The organism is Flavobacterium sp. ZE23DGlu08 (genome assembly GCF_030505335.1).
Taxonomy (GTDB): domain Bacteria; phylum Bacteroidota; class Bacteroidia; order Flavobacteriales; family Flavobacteriaceae; genus Flavobacterium; species Flavobacterium algoritolerans.
In genome coordinates, this window is the sequence record NZ_CP130045.1 from 56,568 (window position 1) to 75,673 (window position 19,106).

The following is a 19,106-nucleotide window of genomic DNA, read 5'->3' on the forward strand; positions in this document are numbered from 1 at the left end:
TTTTAATTAATTTATAATTTTCCTTCTTTTATCTCCTCTACAATCTCAGGATTTAAAAGAGTTGTTATATCTCCAAAGTTAGAATAATCTCCTTCGGCAATCTTTCTAAGGATTCTTCGCATAATTTTTCCAGAGCGGGTTTTTGGTAAACCAGAAACAAACTGAATTTTATCTAATTTAGCAATTGGTCCAATATGATCTGATATGTGTTGATTAATTTCATTAGCCAGATTTGCTTTGTTTCTTGTTTCTCCAGTTTCTTTAAGGATAACAAAACCATATAAAGCATTACCTTTTATGTCATGCGGGAAACCTACAATTGCTGATTCTGCTACCGCTGGATGCTCATTGATAGCATCTTCTATTGGTGCTGTTCCAAGATTATGACCTGAAACAATTACCACATCATCTACACGACCGGTAATTCTATAATATCCTACTTCATCACGCAAAGCACCGTCACCAGTGAAATATTTACCAGGAAAAGCAGAAAAATAAGTGTCTTTATAACGTTGGTGATCGCCCCAAATAGTTCTGGCAATTCCTGGCCATGGAAACTTAATACATAAACTACCAACTACTTGATTTCCTTCTATTTCATTGCGTTTTTCATCCATTAATACCGGTTGAACTCCCGGTAATGGTAAAGTTGCATACGTAGGTTTTGTTGGAGTGACAAATGCCAAAGGTGAAATCATAATTCCTCCTGTTTCTGTTTGCCACCATGTATCTACTACAGGACATCTTTTATCACCAACGTGGTCGTTGTACCAGTGCCAAGCTTCTTCATTTATTGGTTCACCAACAGATCCGATTACTTTAAGTGACTTCAATGGATATTTTTGTACAAATTCTATATTTTCTTTTGCCAAAGCACGAATAGCAGTTGGTGCAGTATAAAACTGTGTCACTTTGTGCTTTTCGATTACTTCCCAAAAACGGCTAAAGTCAGGATACGAAGGAACTCCTTCAAAAATTACTGTTGTTGCTCCATTTAATAATGGACCATAAAGAATGTAGGAATGTCCGGTAATCCAACCAATATCGGCAGTACACCAAAAAACATCGTTTTCTTCATAATTGAAAACATTCTTAAAAGTATAAGCGGTGTACACCATATACCCTGCGGTAGTGTGCACCATTCCTTTTGGTTTACCGGTTGAACCAGAAGTGTACAGTATAAACAATGGATCTTCGGCATCCATAATTTCGGCAACATTGTTATCTGATGCTTGATCTAAAAGGGGTTGCAACCATTGGTCACGAGCTTCTTTCATATTAATATCAGTATGAATTCTTTTGGCTACTAAAACTTTTTCTACAGAAGTACATTTTTCTAATGCTTCATCAACGATTTCTTTTAAATCAATAGTTTTGTTACCGCGGAAACCACCATCTGAAGTGATAACCATTTTACATTCACTGTCGTTGATACGAGTGGCTACAGCTGTAGAGGAAAATCCGGCAAAAATAACCGAATGTATCGCTCCAATTCTGGCACAAGCCAATACTGAAACCGCTAATTCAGGAATCATTGGTAAATAAATACAAACTCTATCTCCTTTTTTTATGCCTTGTTCACGCAATACGTTTGCCATTTTGCAAACACGTTGGTGCAATTCATTATAAGTAATATGTAGTGCAGCTTCTGTTGGATCATTTGGTTCAAAAATAATTGCTGTTTTTTCTCCTCTTTTGGCAAGATGCCTGTCAATGCAATTTTTTACAATATTTACTTTTGCTTCGGTAAACCATTTGATATCGGCATCAGCCATATTAAATTCGACAACTTTATCCCATTGTTGGTACCAAGTGAAATTTTCTTCTGCTATTTTACCCCAAAATTTTCTAGGTTCACGAACTGATTTATTGTAATGTTTAAAATATTGTTCTAAATTTTCAATTTTGTAGTAGCTCATGTTATAATTTTTTATAAAAGTATTAAATCTCTCGCTATTCTTAAAATTATTTAAATCATAAATACTTGCTAAAAAAAATAGATTCCCAAATAAAAAAGCACTTTTAATACTAATTTGTTTAATTTTTACTGTTTTTGGCAAAATAAGTAAAACACAAAAAGGCGAGATAGATTTAAATCTACCTCACCTAATGTATCAACAAAATTTAACAACAATTATTTTAGTACTATAAACGATGATTTTTTGAACAATAATCAACCAAAACTATTTCGTTCCAATCAAGGAATTCTACTACTAATCTTTTAGCATGATTTATTTAGAAAATAAACATGGATATTTCTACTACTTCCCAATCTTTTTAATAGGGACTACTTCACTCAACTTTAAGCTCGTTTAAAGTTAAGTGAATGTACAAGCATCCATATCCATTTATCTTTTTAATAAGTTTTAACTAATTCAAAATATTATGAAATCAAATGATATAGAGCTAATCCCAACACACCCTCTTGTGTGGTAATTCCTATTTTTTATTATCCTATTTTTTTCATGGCAGTCATTGATTCTCTCAACCACTCACCTACTTCTTCAATTGGATGTTGACGAATACTTTTGTTTACAGCAATAAGAACCGCATTATCTACTCCATTAGAAGTTGAAAAAGGTTTTCCTATCACATTTGTATCAACCGTTTTCATGAAATCAGCCAATAAAGGTTTACAAGCATGGTCAAATAAATAACAACCGTATTCCGCTGTATCCGAAATGATTCTGTTCATTTCATATAATTTTTTTCTTGCTACAGTATTTGCAATCAAAGGCAATTCATGTAAAGATTCGTAATACGCTGATTCTTCAATGATTCCTGATTGTGTCATTGTTTCAAAAGCTAATTCTACACCCGCTTTAACCATGGCAATCATTAAAACACCATTGTCAAAATATTCTTGTTCTGAAATATGAGCTGCTGTTGGAGCCGTTTTCTCGAAGTTAGTTTCTGCAGTTGCAGCTCTCCAAGTCAATAAATTAACATCATTATTGTCCCAGTCAATCATCATGTTTCTTGAAAATTCTCCACAAATGATATCGTCTTGATGTTTTTGGAACAATGGACGCATGATATCTTTCAATTCTTCTGCTAATTCATACGCTTCAATTTTTGCAGGATTTGACAAACGATCCATCATATTAGTAATTCCACCATGTTTCAAAGCTTCAGTTACTGTTTCCCAACCGTATTGAATTAGTTTTGAAGCATAAGCCGGCTCAATTCCTTTTTCAACCATTTTATCGAAACATAAAATAGAACCTGTTTGCAACATTCCACAAAGAATGGTTTGTTCTCCCATTAAATCCGATTTTACTTCGGCTACAAATGACGAGTTCAAAACTCCTGCTCTATGACCACCTGTTGCTACAGCATACGCTTTTGCTTGTGCAAAACCTTCTCCATTTGGGTTGTTTTCTGGGTGAACCGCGATTAAAGTTGGTACACCGAAACCTCTTTTATATTCTTCACGCACTTCAGATCCTGGACATTTTGGCGCACACATAATTACAGTGATGTCTTTACGAATTTGCATTCCTTCCTCTACAATATTAAAACCGTGAGAATACGCTAAAGTTGAACCGTTTTTCATCAAAGGCATAATAGCTGTAACTACAGCTGTATGTTGCTTATCTGGTGTAAGGTTACAAACCAAATCAGCCGTTGGGATTAATTCTTCATACGTTCCCACTTTGAATCCATTATCAGAAGCATTTTTAAACGAAGCTCTTTTTTCTGAAATTGCATCTGCGCGCAATGCATAAGAAATATCTAAACCAGAATCTCTCATGTTTAAACCTTGGTTCAAACCTTGTGCTCCACAACCTACAATGACTACTTTTTTTCCTGCTAAAGCTTTAATTCCGTCTACAAATTCAGATTGATCCATGAATTCGCAAACGCCTAATTGTTCTAATTGTAATCTAAGTGGTAATGAATTGAAATAATTTGCCATTTTTTATTATTTAATGATTGTAAAATTTAATAATTGATAGGTTTACTAATTGAAAATTAAACGAACTACTGTTTAAGTTCTTCTAATAATGTTGAAATCTCCATTTTTGCTTTGGAAACCGATATTCTTCCGGAACGTACAAATTGCATGATTCCAAAAGGTTTTAATTTTTCGTATAACGATTCTATTTCAGCACGTTGTCCTGATTTTGAAATCACAAAAAAGTCTCTCGCAACAGTAACTATTTCAGAGTGGCTTTCCTTAATAATATTCTGAATTTGTTTTTCATCAAAAAGCAAGCTCGATTCAATTTTGAATAGTGCATTTTCCAAGAAAATAGTTTCTTCGTCAATATGATAAAATGCTTTGATGACTTCGATTTGTTTTTCGATTTGTCCTACTATATTTTGCACCCATTTTTCAGTAGTATTAACTACAATGATAAATCTGGAAACATTTTCAATTTCAGATTCGGATACATTTAAACTCAAAATATTGATATGGCGTTTCAAGAATATTCCAGATATTCTGTTTAATAAGCCAACGTTGTTTTCTGAATAAACAGAAATGGTGAATGTTTTATTTTCCATGTTTTTTTGTTTAAAGTTTTTTTGTTTAAAGTCTAAAGTTGTACAACTTCAAACCTTAAACCTTAAACTTTTTCTAACTCAATCTTATATCAGAAACCGATGCTCCTGTAGGAATCATTGGGAATACGTTATTTTCTTTTTCTACCATAACTTCAAGGAAATACGATTCTTTTGAAGCCATCATTTCGGCAACGGCAGCATCTAAATCTTCTCTTTTAGTTACTTTTTTTGATTTAATATAATAGCCTTCAGCAATAGCTATAAAATTAGGATTGATCATTTCTGTAGAAGCATATCTTTTGTCAAAAAACAATTGTTGCCACTGACGTACCATTCCTAAAAATTCATTGTTCAAGACCACAATTTTCACTGGAACTTTAGTTTGAAAAATAGTTCCTAGTTCCTGAATGGTCATTTGAAAACCTCCATCACCAATAATGGCTACCACTTCACGATTTGGCATTCCCATTTTGGCTCCAATCGCTGCCGGTAAAGCAAATCCCATAGTTCCTAAACCACCGGATGTTACATTGCTTTTGGTCGAATTGAATTTGGCATAACGACACGCAAACATTTGGTGTTGACCCACATCCGAAACCATAATGGCATCTCCTTTAGAATGTTTGTTAATCATTTCAATCGTTTCTCCCATAGAAATTCCTTCTTTCTTTGGTTTTAACTCGTCATTGATTACCGCTTCTAATTCTATTTGATATTTCTCTTTGAATTCATTGTGCCAAGCTTCATGAGAGTTATTTTCGATTAAAGGAAGTAAAGCTGTTAAAGACTCTTTTAAGTCAGCCAAAACTGCTACAGTAGTTTTTACATTCTTATCTACTTCAGCTGGATCAATTTCAAAGTGAATTACTTTAGCTTGTTTCGCATAAGTAGCTAAATTTCCTGTAACACGATCGTCAAAACGCATTCCAAGCGCAATTAAAACATCACATTCATTTGTCAAAACATTAGGACCGTAATTTCCGTGCATTCCCACCATTCCTACATTTAATGGATGATCTGTTGGCATTGCCGAAAGTCCTAAAATTGTCCAAGCAGCCGGAATTCCTGATTTTTCAACCAAAGCTTTTAACTCTGCTTCTGCTTCACTAAGAATTACTCCTTGACCAAATATGATAAATGGTTTTTTAGCAGTATTAATTAATGCTGCCGCTTCCTTAACCTTTTCAAGATTTAAAACTGGTTTCGGATTGTAACTTCTAATACTGGTACATTTTTTATAACTGAATTCAATTTCGTCAAACTGAGCATTTTTTGTAATATCAATTAATACTGGACCCGGACGACCTGATCTGGCAATATAAAATGCTTTTGCAATGATTTCAGGAATTTCTGAAGCTTCGGTAATTTGGTAATTCCATTTTGTTACCGGAGTCGAAATTCCAATAATATCAGTTTCTTGAAACGCATCGGAGCCCAATAAATGTTTTCCTACTTGCCCTGTGATACAAACCATAGGAGTCGAATCGATTTGCGCATCTGCAATTCCTGTAACTAAATTTGTTGCTCCCGGACCCGAAGTTGCAATTGCAACTCCTACTTTTCCTGTTGCTCTTGCAAAACCTTGTGCAGCATGAGTTGCTCCTTGTTCATGACGAACTAGAACGTGGTGTAATTGATCTTGAAATTTATATAATTCGTCGTAAACTGGCATTATAGCTCCACCTGGATAGCCATAAACCAAATCTACTCCTTCTTCTAATAAGCATCTTATAACGGCTTCGGCGCCGGATATTTTATTTGTTCCCATGGGTACGTTTATTATTTTTTAGAGATAGAAACATATATTTAAAATATTTTGTTTTGTTTCTATTCCTTCTTTTTTGAAAATTATTTATCGGTTACACATCCTTCAGAGGCACTTGAGACCGAACGCATATATTTAAGTAACACTCCTTGTTTAATTGGTGATTCCGGTTTTTTCCAATTGGCTTTACGTTTTGCAAATTCTTCGTCAGATATTTTCATATTAATGGTGTTTTTTACAGCATCAATTGAAATCACATCACCGTTTTCTATTAAAGCAATTCCGCCACCATCATACGCTTCTGGTGTAACGTGACCTACCACAAAACCGTGTGAACCTCCAGAGAAACGTCCGTCAGTAATCAAAGCAACTGAATTTCCTAAACCAGCTCCCATAATAGCAGAAGTTGGTTTTAACATTTCAGACATTCCAGGACCACCTTTTGGACCACAATACCGAATGATTACTACGTTTCCTGGTTTTACTTCACCAGCTTGGATTCCTCTGATTACATCTTTTTCACCTTCAAAAACTACAGCTGTACCTTCAAAAAATTCTCCTTCTTTACCACTAATTTTAGCCACACAACCTTCTGTTGCAATGTTTCCGTATAAAATTTGAATATTTCCAGTTGCTTTTAAAGCATTTTGAATTTCATGAATCACTTGTTGACCATCATGCAAATCAGGAACTGAAGCTAAATTTTCTGCAATTGTTTTTCCGGTTACAGTCAAACAATCTCCGTGCAATAAACCTACTTTTAATAAATATTTCATTACTCCCGGAACACCACCAACATTGTGTAAATCTTCCATTAAGTATTTTCCACTTGGTTTCAAATCTGCTAATAAAGGTGTTTTATCACTAATATCTTGAAAATCTTTCAATGTCAATTCAATACCAACCGAGTGAGCCATTGCAATTAAGTGCATAACCGCATTTGTAGAACCTCCTAAAACAGCTACGATTGTAATTGCATTTTCGAATGCTTTACGGGTCATAATGTCTCTTGGCTTAATATCTTTTTCTAATAATATTCTGATCGCTTTACCAGCATCAACACATTCTTGTTTTTTTTCTGGGCTCAAAGCAGGATTAGAAGAACTGTAAGGTAAACTCATTCCTAATGCTTCAATCGCTGATGACATGGTGTTAGCTGTGTACATTCCACCGCAAGCACCTGCACCTGGACAAGCATTTTGAATTACTCCTTTGAAATCTTCGGGAGTGATTGTATTGCTAATTTTTTTACCTAAAGCTTCAAAAGCAGAAACAATATTCAAATCTTCTCCTTTCCATTTTCCTGGGTGAATAGATCCTCCATAAACCATAATAGAAGGGCGATTTACTCTACCCATAGCCATTAGCGCTCCTGGCATATTTTTATCACAACCCGGAACAGCAATCATTCCATCATACCATTGTGCTCCCATAACCGTTTCAATAGAATCTGCAATTACATCACGGGAAACTAAAGAAAAACGCATTCCATCATTACCATTTGAAATTCCATCACTGACACCAATAGTATTAAAAATCAAACCAACTAAATCTACTGCCCAGACGCCAGTCTTAATATCTTTAGCCAAATCGTTTAAGTGCATATTACAAGGGTTTCCATCGTAACCCATACTCACAATACCTATTTGCGCTTTTTTAAGATCTTCTTCAGTTAATCCAATTCCGTACAACATGGCCTGAGAAGCTGGTTGTGTTTCATCTTGCGTAATTATTTTGCTGTATTTATTTAATTCCATTATATGATTGTTTCTCTATTTTTTAAATTTATTCCAAAAAAAAACCTCCCAAAATAATTGGGAGGTTTTAAATATTTTTTTTAATTATATCTATACCATTCCCTCTGCACATGTGATAATCACATTGACATTAATAATTGAAGAAATAATAGATACGATTTGCATTTTTTATTTTTATTTGCTTCAAAAGTATAAAAACAAATAGTACTAAAAAAATATAACCTCAATATTATATGCATTTTCAATTATTTAATGCATTTTGATTATTGCTTTTTAAACAATAGTCGATTGTCCTATGTAGACATTGTCACTTTTAAAATATAAGTCATCTTTACTTAAAATGTAATTTGAGATAAAGTCTCCTACTTCATTCGTTCCAAATTTTGAATACGGATTCAAATCTGCCGTGACGACATTTAATTCGATTGCTTTATGCACTGCTTCGTATACTTTTTGGGATTCCATATGAAGACCAAAATGTTCCAAAAGCATCGCAGCAGATACTATTGAAGCAATAGGATTAGCAATGTTTTTTCTTTTTGCTTCTGGATAAGAACCATGAATAGGCTCAAAAAGTGCATTTGAATTTCCTAAAGATGCTGATGGCAATAATCCTATTGAACCGGTAATTACACTCGCTTCATCTGATAAAATATCACCAAATAAATTTTCAGTCAAAATGACGTCAAACTGTTTTGGATTAATGATTATTTGCATCGCAGCATTATCAACAAAAAGAAAATCTAAGGTTACATCAGGATATCCTTCTGCGATTTCTGATACCACTTTTCTCCATAATCTTGACGTTTCAAGGATACTGGCTTTGTCTACCAAAGTCACCTTTTTTTGTCTTTTTTGTGCAGTTCTAAAAGCTAAATGACTGATACGAATAATTTCTTCTTCGGAATACTCACATAAATCAGATGCTAAAGTGCCTTGTTCATTGATCTTTTTTTCACTGAAATAAGATCCTCCCGAAATTTCTCTGAAAATTATAAAATCAGCTCCTTCAATTATTTTTCTTTTTAAAGGAGATAAATCCAATAAGTCATTGTATGGTTTTATAGGTCTTATATTTGCATACAGTCCTAGTGCTTGTCTCAATTTTAATAATCCTTGTATAGGGCGTGATTTTGAATCTGAATGGGTATCATATTTTGAATCATCAACGGCTCCAAACAATATAGCATCAGTATTCAAACAAAGGTTCAATGTTTGCTCCGGTAAAGGATTTCCTGTTTTCTCAATAGCAATAGCACCAATAAGCGCGTCTTCAAAAACAAACTCATGATCAAAAACAACACCTATTGCATACAATGCTTTTTTTGCTTGTAAGATTACCTCCGGACCTATTCCGTCTCCTGAAAGTACTGCTATTTTTAAGTTCATAATAGTAGGATTTAGATTTTATTAGAAATCAAAATATTTTAGTTAAGGATTAATTCCTTATTCATTTTACAGGCTTCAATTATTTGATGAATATCATCATCCAGCACTTCTTTTTTAATGTCAGCAAACTTTAAAAATTCAACATAGACAACATCTAATTGCACTTTTGTAAGTTCGTACCCAACTTTTTTGGCTCTGTAAGCCAATGCTGCTCTACCACTTCTGGCCGTAAGTACTATAGATGATTCATTTACACCTACTTCTAAAGGATCCATGATTTCATAAGTCGCTCTATTTTTTATCACACCATCTTGATGAATTCCGGAGCTGTGTGCAAAAGCATTAGCACCAACAATCGCTTTATTAGGCTGCACCATCATTCCCATACTTTCAGAAACCAATCGGCTCATTTCATTCAGCTGACGTGTATTGATATTCGTGTCTAAATTCAAATAAGGATGTTGTTTGAAAATCATCACTACTTCTTCAAGAGCTGTATTTCCTGCTCTTTCACCTATCCCGTTTATCGTACATTCAATTTGTCTGGCCCCATTTACAGCTCCTGCAATTGAATTAGCCGTAGCCATTCCTAAATCATTATGACAGTGACAAGACAAGATTACGTTTTCAATTCCTTTGACGTTTTCTTTTAAATACTTAATTTTTGCACCATATTCTTCTGGCAAACAATACCCTGTTGTATCTGGAATATTAAGTACGGTAGCACCTGATTTTATTACTTCTTCACAGACTCGCGCCAAGAATTCATTATCTGTTCTACCAGCATCTTCAGCATAAAATTCAACATCTTCAACATACGATTTAGCATGTGAAACGGCAAATTTTGCTCTTGCAATAATATCTTCTCTAGTTGTATTTAGCTTGTGTATTATGTGCGAATCAGAAGTTCCAATTCCAGTATGTATACGAGGTCTTTTTGCATGTTTTAAAGCTTCTGCAGCAACATCAATATCATTTTTCACCGCTCTTGTTAATCCGCAGACAACTGCATTTTTTACCACCTTACTTATTTCTGAAACAGATAAAAAATCACCCGGACTAGAAACAGGAAAACCAGCTTCTATAATGTCAACACCCATTTCGTCCAGTCGATTTGCTATAACGAGTTTTTGATTGGTATCTAATTTACATCCTGGGACCTGTTCGCCATCTCTTAAAGTGGTATCAAAAATTTGAACTTTCTCTCTATTCATTTTCATTTATTTAATGTAATTTCACATCTTGATAACAAAAATATCTTTCATTACTTTAATATAAAACTCAATTTAATGAAATATACTGCTTATAAAACAAATAATAACTTTGTAAGCTACTGAAAAACAACAAATTAAGCTACTATATTTTACAATGGCTAACCATCAAAAAGATTTCTTATTTGTATTAATAAAATCGCTTTCAAAATCTGAAAAAAGACAATTTAAGATTTTTGCAAGCCGATTGGAAACCAGTTCCAATACAAAATTCATCGAATTATTCAACATTTTAGACAAATCAGAAGTCTATGATGAGAAACTCATTCTGAAAAGCGGTATCATTAAAAAAGTACAATTATCGAATCTTAAATCATATTTGTACAAGCAAATTTTAGTGAGCATCCGATTGAATATTCCCAGTCAAAACATTCGATATCAGCTTAGAGAACAAATCGATTTTGCTGCTATATTGTACAATAAAGGGTTATACAAGCAGAGTTTAAAAATTTTGGATAAAACAAAAATTTTAGCTTTAGAGAATGATGAAAAACTCATGGCGTATGAAATCGTAGAATTCGAAAAACTTATTGAATCACAATACATCACACGAAGTATTCAAGGACGGGCTGATGAATTGGTTATTCAGGCCAAAGAATTAAATTATCGTAATACCATTTCCAGTAAATTATCTAATTTATCCCTGCAACTGTATGGGATTATGCTTAAAACCGGTTATGTAAAAAGTGATGAAGAGTATACCTATATAGACGACTATTTCAATAAGCACATTTCTAAATTTGATGATAAAAAGTTTGGTTTTAGAGAAAAATATTGGTTTTATAATGCGTATTTATGGCGAAGTTTCTTAGTACAGGATTTTCTTTCCTGCTATAAATATTCTTTAAAATGGGTGACGCTTTTTTATGACAACCCTAATATGATTTATTTAAACCCTGTATTTTTCTTAAAAGGAAACCATTATTTATTGGAATCTTTATACATGTTGAAATACAAATCAAAATTCAAAAAGTATTTATCACTGCTGGAAAATACCATAAAAGACCCACGTTTTCCCGTGAATGACAATATTGCGTCACTATCATTCTTATATGTGTATAACAATAAATTGAATTACCACATTCTGGAAGGAACGTTTGCCGAAAGCGAATACTTAATTCCCGAAGTATTAAATAAATTAAAACTTCATACGGACCATCTTGATGAGCATCACGAAATGTTGTTCTATTATAAATTTGCCTCAATTTATTTTGGGAACGAAAAATATGCGGAATGTATCTTTTATTTAGAGAAAATCATAAACAACAAAAATCTTTCGATGCGAGAAGATTTGATGTGTTTTGCTCGAATTTTGTGTTTAATTGCTCATTATGAATTAGGTAAGGATTATTATCTGGAAAATCAGTTGAAAAACACTTATAAATTCCTTATCAAAATGAATGATTTACATGAAGTGCAAAAAGAAATTATTCGATTTTTGAAAAACTTAAACTCTATTTATCCAACAGATATCAAAAAGGAGTTTATAAAAATGAGAGCTCGATTTATTGAATTGGAAAAAAATACTTATGAGAAAAGAGCTTTCCTTTATTTGGACATTATTTCTTGGCTCGAAAGCAAAATTGAAAACCGAAAAATCAGTGATATTATTAAGGAGAAAGCAAAATTGATCAATCGATAACATTTTATATGACAAAAGGAGGTTCAACACCTCCTTTTTGTTAACCTATAATTCTTTTCTTCCTCTTTTATATCGAGTAATAACACCCCAATTATTACGCTAATTTTTCTGTTCTATAAACAATAGGCGCTTCTTGTAACAATGGTTTTGCATTTTCGAAAAAAGAAATAAGGTACGTTTTCTCATCATGAAGCTTCAATCCAGCCTCATTTTCCCATACTTCATGAAAAATAAAAATAGTTGACTCTTCAAGACTTTGATGCAAATCATATTGCAAACAAGCCGCTTCTTTAGTCGAATTTTGAACTAAATCCAGCAAAAGCGATTTCAATGTCTCGCAACTTTCCGGTTTACTTTTTAGGATAACGGTTAGATTTATTGGCATAATTAATTTAAAAATAATTGTGTTAAATGGTTTTCATACACTTTAAGATCATTTACAACATCAGCATTTTTTTCAATATCATGAAAATGAATACTTTGTAACGGTTTCATGCCTGTAAAAGCGTTCATTCGGTGAAAACCAAATAACGGTCCTTCATCCACACTGTGCTGATTGAAAAATTCTCCCGGTAAAGTAAAAGCTTCTTTTGGGGCATTCCAAGAGGTAGTTACCATATATTTTTTGCCGTGAAGCATTCCTCCTGTTCCGTAATTAATAGTTGGATTTTCAGATGAACGTCCGTCACTTTTGTAAATTCCCTTGGCATGGCCTTCAGTAAAAACCACATCAATGTATTTTTTAAATCCGTGAGGCAACTGAAACCACCATATTGGAGTGTGATAGATGATTACATCAGCCCAAACAAATTTTTCAACTTCAGCCACAGAATTATAATCGTCATTGATATTGGTTGTTTTTACTTCAAAATTGCTGTTTTTTTTGAAAAAATTCAAAGTTTCGTTCGAAATGGTTTCATTAAATCGTCCTCCGGAATGACCAAACTTTTGCCCCCCATTTATTATAAATATTTTTGTCATGATTTGTATTTTTTAATTTGATGGTGCAAAGTTATAACGAGAAAGTCTATTATTAAAATAACTTAATTCATACCTTTGTATTATAATTATAATAGTTATGATAAATTTAGAATGGTATCGAACGTTTAAAGCGGTATACAAAACAGGAACCTTGACTAGTGCGGCAGAAGTATTATTTATTTCTCAACCTGGTGTGAGTCTGCATTTGAGCTCCTTGGAAAATTATGTGGGCTATAAATTATTTGACCGAACCGGTCGAAAAATGGTTCCCACCGAAAAAGGAAAAGTGCTCTACAATTTTATCATTGAAGCATTGACTAAACTGGAAGAAGCCGAGAAAAATTTTCAAAGAAGCACCGAAAAAAATACGCCAACTATAAGTGTTGGAATGTGTTTTGAAACTTTCCAAATTACTCTGGAACAGTATATTTCAAGCTTGCCATTTAATGTTATTATTCAGTTTGGTGAATATCCTGAAATGGTCGAAAGTCTAGAAAAAGGAATTCTTGATTTAATCATCACACCACAAATGGTGGTTAAAAATACCATTGATTACCAAGCCTTTTCTTCAGAAACCATTGTACTTGTTGGCGGAAGCGAAATTGACGATTTGGAATTCGATTCAATAGAAAAAAATGAGAATTTAGAAGAAATCGAACTTTGGTTAAAACAACAAAAATGGTATGGAACTACTGGGGATATGGAACATTTACGTCGTTTTTGGCAATTAAATTTCAATAAACACCCTGATTTCAGACCTAACTATATTGTGCCAAATCTAAATTCTATCGTACGCTGTCTGAGCAGTGGCAAGGGATTGGCTGTTGTTCCTGATTTTCTTTGCAAAAAAGAAATTGACAATGGTTCGATTAAAATGATTTGGGAAGGAAATACGCCACTAAAAAATACGCTCTATTTTGCAACCAGAAAAAAAACAATGTATCAGGAAGAAATAACTCTGATTAAGAAAATATTTTTGGAATTAAACTAAAACACTCCGTCTAAAAAATATTCATTACTTTTAAAGGATACTTAAAAATTTAAAATTATGAATGGATTTTTTAAAACAATACTTGCAGGTTACGGTGCCAAAAAATTAGGTGGCGGCTGTTTTGGAACAATTATTATTTTCATAATAATCTATTGGATATTAGGTTATTTTTAGAATCATAACGCTAAAAATAACCCAATTACAAATTCAAATATTAGTAAGCCAAGAGTTCTTTCAAATCACTTTCGAATCTTCCTTTCGGTAAATATTGATCTTCCAAAGCTTTTGTAAAAGGAATTGGCGAGTCTAAACTTGCTACGCGTTTTACTGGCGCATCAAGATATTTGAAACAATTTTCCATTATCATTGCCGAAATATCACTAGCAATACCACCAAACATACTGTCTTCCTGATAAATAATCACTCTTCCTGTTTTCTTTACCGAAGCAAAAATAGCTTCAGTATCCAAAGGCTGTAAAGTTCTCAAATCCAACAAATCAGCAGAAATTTCAGGATTTTTTGATAAAGTATCCAAAGCCCAATGCACCGTTGCTCCAAACGAAATGATAGTAACATCAGCCCCTTCTTTCAACAACGCCGCTTTTCCTAATGGAATGGTATAATAATTGGTTGGTACATCTTGGTAAACGCTTCTATACAATTGCTTATGTTCAAAGAATAATATCGGATTCGGGTCGTTTATGGAAGTATTCAATAATCCTTTCGCATCATACGGAAATGCCGGATAAACTACTTTTAAACCCGGTGTTTTGGTAAACCAAGCTTCATTGGTTTGCGAATGAAAAGGGCCCGCTTGTGTTCCTCCGCCACAAGGCATTCTAACTACAACATCAGCTTTTTCTAACCAACGATAATGTGATTTGGCTAATAAATTCACAATTGGATTGAAACCTGTCGAAACAAAATCAGCAAACTGCATTTCCACAATCGCTTTATAGCCATTAATCGACAATCCCATTCCTGCCGAAACCACTGCACTTTCACAAATTGGCGTATTAATGACACGCTCTTTACCAAATTGCGCTACAAAACCATCTGTAATTTTGAAAGCACCACCATATTCAGCGATATCCTGACCCATGATTACGGAGTTTTCATGACGTTCCATCGATTGTCTCAAACTGTTAGAAATCGCATCTATGAAACGAATATTTTCTTTTTCCTCAGATGGATTAACTTGCTCGAATACATAAGGTTTGTAAACATCATTTAGCTCTTCACTTAAAGAAGCTTCAATTTCTGGTTCAGCATTGGCAATAGCCAGACTTTCATCAATTTCCTTCTTTATTTCAGCATGTAAAGCCGCATCAAAATCAGCTGTAAGAACTCCGTTTTCTGCCAAATACTTTCTGTAATTTTCTACTGGATCTTTAATAGCCCACATATCCATTAACTCTTGTGGAACATATTTGGTACCACTCGCCTCTTCGTGCCCGCGCATTCTGAAGGTTTTGAATTCCAATAAAACCGGACGTGGATTTTCTTTCATCGAAGCCTTCAATTCAGATAATAAATTAAACACTTCCAGAATATTATTTCCATCAACAATATGACTTTCCATTCCGTAACCTTTCCCTTTATCGGCCAGGTTTTCGCAACGGTATTGTTCATTTGTAGGAGTCGAAAGTCCATAACCGTTATTCTCTATCACAAACAGCACCGGTAATTCCCAAACGGAAGCAATATTCAACGCTTCATGAAAATCGCCTTCGCTTGTTGCTCCTTCGCCTGTAAAAACGGCAGTAACTTTTCCGTTTTTCTTTAGTTTATTGGCCAAAGCAATTCCGTCAGCAAGGCCTAATTGCGGACCTAAATGCGAAATCATTCCTATAATCTTGTATTGTTGTGTTCCAAAGTGAAAACTTCGATCACGCCCTTTCGTAAAACCATTGGCTTTGCCTTGCCATTGTGAAAAAAGTCGGTATAACGGAATATCTCTTCCGGTGAAAACACCAAGATTTCTATGCATTGGCAAAATGTATTCATCTGAATCTAAAACTGCTGTGACTCCAACAGAAATAGCCTCTTGACCAATTCCAGAAAACCATTTGGATACCTTTCCCTGACGAATAAGAATCAACATTTTCTCCTCAATTAGTCTTGGTTTCAGTATTCTTTTATATAAATCTAATAATTGGTTGTCTGTAAGATTTTTTCTGTCGAAGATCATTTTTTCGGTTTTATTGTATGGTTCAAAGATAAAAAAATATAACAGTTTAGTATTATTTTGTTATATTTTTTTATATTGTTTATAAGTTTTAAAATTCAGATATAAAATTATTCTTTACATTTGTATCTGCAAGGTTTTTAGCCTTACAAGTTATTAAAAAATATTTAAAAGTATGCAAAACATTCCTAGTGTTGACTTGCGTGATTTCCTTTCGGACGACCCGAAACGTAAACAAAAATTTGTAAATGAAATCGGAAGTGCATTTGAAGATATTGGCTTCGTAGCACTCAAAGGGCATTTTTTAAACGACCAACTGGTTGATGAATTGTATGGTGAAATCAGAAATTTTTTCGCTTTACCTTTAGAAACAAAACACAGTTATGAAATCCCTGGCATTGGCGGACAAAGAGGTTATGTTTCTTTTGGAACAGAGCATGCCAAAGGCAGAAAAGAAGGTGATTTGAAGGAGTTTTGGCATTTTGGACAATACGTGTCTGAAGATTCAAAATACGCTTCAGAGTATCCTGAAAACGTTGAAGTAAAAGAACTTCCCCGTTTTAATGTTGTAGGTAAAGAAGCTTACCAAATGCTGGAAAAAACAGGAGTTTATGTTTTAAGAGCTTTGGCTTTACACCTTGGTTTAGATGAGTTTTATTTTGACCAATATGCCAAGGACGGAAATTCAATCTTAAGACCTATTCATTATCCACCGATTACATCTGAGCCAGCAAACGCTATTCGTGCTGCTGCTCACGGTGATATCAACTTGATTACTTTGTTGATGGGTGCGCAAGGAAAAGGATTGCAAGTACAAAATCACAATGGAGAATGGATTGATGCCATTGCTGAACCGGATGAATTAGTGATTAATGTGGGTGATATGTTATCGCGTCATACGAATAACAAATTAAAATCTACTATTCATCAAGTGGTAAACCCACCAAGAGAATTATGGGGAACTTCACGTTATTCTATTCCGTTTTTTATGCATCCGGTGAGTGATATGAAATTAGATTGTTTGGAAAACTGTATTGATGCAGAACATCCAAAAAAATTCGAAGATATTACTGCGGGAGCTTATTTATACGAGCGTTTAGTAGATTTAGGGCTTATTAAAAAATAATTCATAATTTTATAGTTCAAGAAAGACATCGAGTTCGCTTGATGTCTTTTTGTTTTTTACCATTAAGAAATTAAGGTAGATTAAGAGCAGTGAAACTTAATTTTCTTAACTTCTTAATGGTTCAATAATTAATTAATTTTTAAAACATGGACTTACAAGACCAATTAAAAAACCTTTTTCCAGATCACGAACCATCTCCTGAAGATCCAATTGAAGAAGTGGCTCACGAATTATACGTTCAAAAAGAACCTATGATTTGTAAATTCGAAAAACGAAAAGGAAAAGCGACAACCATAATTGAAGGTTATGAAGGTACTGACGAGGATTTTAAAATTCTTGCCAAGGAAATCAAAACCAAATTGAGTGTTGGTGGAACTTTCAAAGATGACTCCATTATCATTCAAGGAGATTATCGTGATAAAATAATGACTATTTTAAAAGAAAAAGGATTTAAAGTAAAACGTGTTGGAGGGTAAAAAGTATTCAGTGTTCAGTTATTAGTATTCAGTTGAGCAACTTGAAACCTTAAACATTAAACAAAAAAATAATGATACAATCATCAGAATTAATATTAAATCCAGACGGTAGCGTTTACCATTTGAATTTAAAACCAGAACATATTGCACACGATATCATCTTTGTAGGAGATCAAAATCGCGTGGAAAAAATCACACAATTTTTTGACAGCATTGAATTTTCGACTCAAAAAAGAGAATTCAAAACCCAAACCGGGATTTTCAAAGGCAAACGAATTACGGTAATGTCAACAGGAATTGGTCCTGACAACATTGATATTGTCATCAACGAACTGGATGCTTTGGTCAATATTGATTTGAAAACGCGTCAGCCAAAAGAAAATTTGACTTCATTGAACATCATCCGTATTGGAACTTCGGGTTCTTTACAAGCCGATATTCCTGTGGATAGTTTTGTGATGTCAAAATTTGGATTAGGACTGGATAACATGCTCCGCTCCTATTTGATTGACGAAGTTTCGAATCTTGAAATGGAAGATGCTTTTGTCAAACACACCAATTGGGATTTACGAAAAGGGAAACCGTATGTAATTGCTTGTTCTGAAAAATTGGAAAAAATAATTGAAAGCGACAAAATGCACAAAGGAATTACCGCAACTGCCGGTGGTTTTTATGGTCCTCAAGGTCGCGTTTTGCGTTTGAATATTCAAGATGAAGCGCTAAATTCTAAAATGGATAATTTTAAATTTGGTGACAACCAAATTACCAACTTAGAAATGGAAACAGCAGCAATTTATGGACTTTCGGCGCTTTTAGGACATAACGCATTGTCATTAAACGCTATCATTGCTAATCGTGCTTCGGGAACATTTAGCGAGGATCCGTACAAAGCCGTTGATGAATTGATTGCGTATACTTTAGAAAAAATAGCTTTAGGATAGCGAAATTAATTTTCAAAACCGTAACCATTTGTAGTTTTAAAAAAGTGCTCTTTAATTTTTTTAAAACTAC

15 protein-coding genes are annotated in these 19,106 nt (G+C 33.7%); 5 read left to right on the plus strand and 10 right to left on the minus strand.

The features are described from left to right. Positions 1-11 precede the first annotated feature (11 nt). The 7 genes from acs to Q1W72_RS00315 all read right to left on the minus strand — a co-directional run bounded on the left by acs (position 12) and on the right by Q1W72_RS00315 (position 10,634). Positions 12-1,919, minus strand: a complete 1,908-nt coding sequence (acs, locus tag Q1W72_RS00285; RefSeq protein WP_302136661.1) for an acetate--CoA ligase — start codon at positions 1,917-1,919, stop codon at positions 12-14. Between the two features lie 530 nt (positions 1,920-2,449). After that, the gene (gene ilvC / locus Q1W72_RS00290; RefSeq protein ID WP_302136664.1) at positions 2,450-3,919 is read right to left on the minus strand and encodes a ketol-acid reductoisomerase; all 1,470 of its coding nucleotides are present in this window, start codon (positions 3,917-3,919) and stop codon (positions 2,450-2,452) included. Positions 3,920-3,984: 65 nt separating this feature from the next. Further along, complete coding sequence (gene ilvN, locus Q1W72_RS00295) at positions 3,985-4,509, minus strand: acetolactate synthase small subunit (RefSeq protein ID WP_099715558.1); 525 nt, start codon at positions 4,507-4,509, stop codon at positions 3,985-3,987. A 73-nt stretch (positions 4,510-4,582) separates the two neighbouring features. Then, a complete protein-coding gene (ilvB, locus tag Q1W72_RS00300) occupies positions 4,583-6,277 on the minus strand; it encodes a biosynthetic-type acetolactate synthase large subunit (RefSeq protein ID WP_302136666.1) in 1,695 nt (564 codons plus the stop codon). A gap of 80 nt (positions 6,278-6,357) precedes the next feature. Continuing rightward, positions 6,358-8,031, minus strand: coding sequence for a dihydroxy-acid dehydratase (gene ilvD, locus Q1W72_RS00305; protein ID WP_099715560.1), 1,674 nt, complete (start codon positions 8,029-8,031; stop codon positions 6,358-6,360). 273 nt (positions 8,032-8,304) lie between these two features. Next, positions 8,305-9,420 (minus strand): 3-isopropylmalate dehydrogenase, encoded by a 1,116-nt coding sequence (leuB, locus tag Q1W72_RS00310; RefSeq protein WP_099715561.1) that lies wholly within the window; start codon positions 9,418-9,420, stop codon positions 8,305-8,307. Positions 9,421-9,458: 38 nt separating this feature from the next. Further along, positions 9,459-10,634, minus strand: a complete 1,176-nt coding sequence (locus tag Q1W72_RS00315) for a 2-isopropylmalate synthase (protein WP_099716341.1) — start codon at positions 10,632-10,634, stop codon at positions 9,459-9,461. Between the two features lie 154 nt (positions 10,635-10,788). Here Q1W72_RS00315 and Q1W72_RS00320 point away from each other — a divergent pair, with 154 nt between their 5' ends. Beyond that, positions 10,789-12,333, plus strand: a complete 1,545-nt coding sequence (locus Q1W72_RS00320) for a hypothetical protein (RefSeq protein ID WP_099715562.1) — start codon at positions 10,789-10,791, stop codon at positions 12,331-12,333. Between the two features lie 94 nt (positions 12,334-12,427). Here Q1W72_RS00320 and Q1W72_RS00325 read toward each other — a convergent pair whose 3' ends face one another. After that, positions 12,428-12,718: a putative quinol monooxygenase gene (locus Q1W72_RS00325; protein WP_099715563.1), complete on the minus strand. Its 291-nt coding sequence runs from the start codon at positions 12,716-12,718 to the stop codon at positions 12,428-12,430. 2 nt (positions 12,719-12,720) lie between these two features. Further along, complete coding sequence (locus Q1W72_RS00330; protein ID WP_099715564.1) at positions 12,721-13,314, minus strand: NAD(P)H-dependent oxidoreductase; 594 nt, start codon at positions 13,312-13,314, stop codon at positions 12,721-12,723. A 97-nt stretch (positions 13,315-13,411) separates the two neighbouring features. On the opposite strand from Q1W72_RS00330, the gene Q1W72_RS00335 reads away from it, so the two are divergent. Next, positions 13,412-14,305, plus strand: a complete 894-nt coding sequence (locus Q1W72_RS00335; RefSeq protein ID WP_099715565.1) for a LysR family transcriptional regulator — start codon at positions 13,412-13,414, stop codon at positions 14,303-14,305. A gap of 214 nt (positions 14,306-14,519) precedes the next feature. Here Q1W72_RS00335 and Q1W72_RS00340 read toward each other — a convergent pair whose 3' ends face one another. Next, positions 14,520-16,496, minus strand: coding sequence for a dehydrogenase E1 component subunit alpha/beta (locus Q1W72_RS00340; protein ID WP_302136671.1), 1,977 nt, complete (start codon positions 16,494-16,496; stop codon positions 14,520-14,522). A 172-nt stretch (positions 16,497-16,668) separates the two neighbouring features. Between Q1W72_RS00340 and Q1W72_RS00345 the strand changes: the two genes are divergently transcribed. The 3 genes from Q1W72_RS00345 (at position 16,669) to Q1W72_RS00355 (ending at position 19,036) form a co-directional block, all read left to right on the plus strand. Continuing rightward, positions 16,669-17,619: an isopenicillin N synthase family oxygenase gene (locus Q1W72_RS00345; protein WP_099715567.1), complete on the plus strand. Its 951-nt coding sequence runs from the start codon at positions 16,669-16,671 to the stop codon at positions 17,617-17,619. A gap of 146 nt (positions 17,620-17,765) precedes the next feature. Beyond that, entirely contained in the window at positions 17,766-18,095 is a 330-nt protein-coding gene (locus tag Q1W72_RS00350) for a translation initiation factor (protein WP_121342010.1), read from the plus strand. 71 nt (positions 18,096-18,166) lie between these two features. Then, entirely contained in the window at positions 18,167-19,036 is an 870-nt protein-coding gene (locus Q1W72_RS00355; protein ID WP_302136673.1) for a nucleoside phosphorylase, read from the plus strand. The last annotated feature ends 70 nt before the right edge of the window (positions 19,037-19,106 follow it).

Coding starts and splice junctions, on each gene's coding strand:
- ilvB (WP_302136666.1), bottom strand. CDS start 6,277: ATGGGAACAAATAAAATATCCGGCGCCGAAGCCGTTATAAGATGCTTA.
- Q1W72_RS00350 (WP_121342010.1), top strand. CDS start 17,766: ATGGACTTACAAGACCAATTAAAAAACCTTTTTCCAGATCACGAACCA.
- Q1W72_RS00345 (WP_099715567.1), top strand. CDS start 16,669: ATGCAAAACATTCCTAGTGTTGACTTGCGTGATTTCCTTTCGGACGAC.
- Q1W72_RS00335 (WP_099715565.1), top strand. CDS start 13,412: ATGATAAATTTAGAATGGTATCGAACGTTTAAAGCGGTATACAAAACA.
- acs (WP_302136661.1), bottom strand. CDS start 1,919: ATGAGCTACTACAAAATTGAAAATTTAGAACAATATTTTAAACATTAC.
- ilvN (WP_099715558.1), bottom strand. CDS start 4,509: ATGGAAAATAAAACATTCACCATTTCTGTTTATTCAGAAAACAACGTT.
- Q1W72_RS00325 (WP_099715563.1), bottom strand. CDS start 12,718: ATGCCAATAAATCTAACCGTTATCCTAAAAAGTAAACCGGAAAGTTGC.
- leuB (WP_099715561.1), bottom strand. CDS start 9,420: ATGAACTTAAAAATAGCAGTACTTTCAGGAGACGGAATAGGTCCGGAG.
- Q1W72_RS00330 (WP_099715564.1), bottom strand. CDS start 13,314: ATGACAAAAATATTTATAATAAATGGGGGGCAAAAGTTTGGTCATTCC.
- Q1W72_RS00355 (WP_302136673.1), top strand. CDS start 18,167: ATGATACAATCATCAGAATTAATATTAAATCCAGACGGTAGCGTTTAC.
- ilvD (WP_099715560.1), bottom strand. CDS start 8,031: ATGGAATTAAATAAATACAGCAAAATAATTACGCAAGATGAAACACAA.
- Q1W72_RS00315 (WP_099716341.1), bottom strand. CDS start 10,634: ATGAATAGAGAGAAAGTTCAAATTTTTGATACCACTTTAAGAGATGGC.
- ilvC (WP_302136664.1), bottom strand. CDS start 3,919: ATGGCAAATTATTTCAATTCATTACCACTTAGATTACAATTAGAACAA.
- Q1W72_RS00340 (WP_302136671.1), bottom strand. CDS start 16,496: ATGATCTTCGACAGAAAAAATCTTACAGACAACCAATTATTAGATTTA.
- Q1W72_RS00320 (WP_099715562.1), top strand. CDS start 10,789: ATGGCTAACCATCAAAAAGATTTCTTATTTGTATTAATAAAATCGCTT.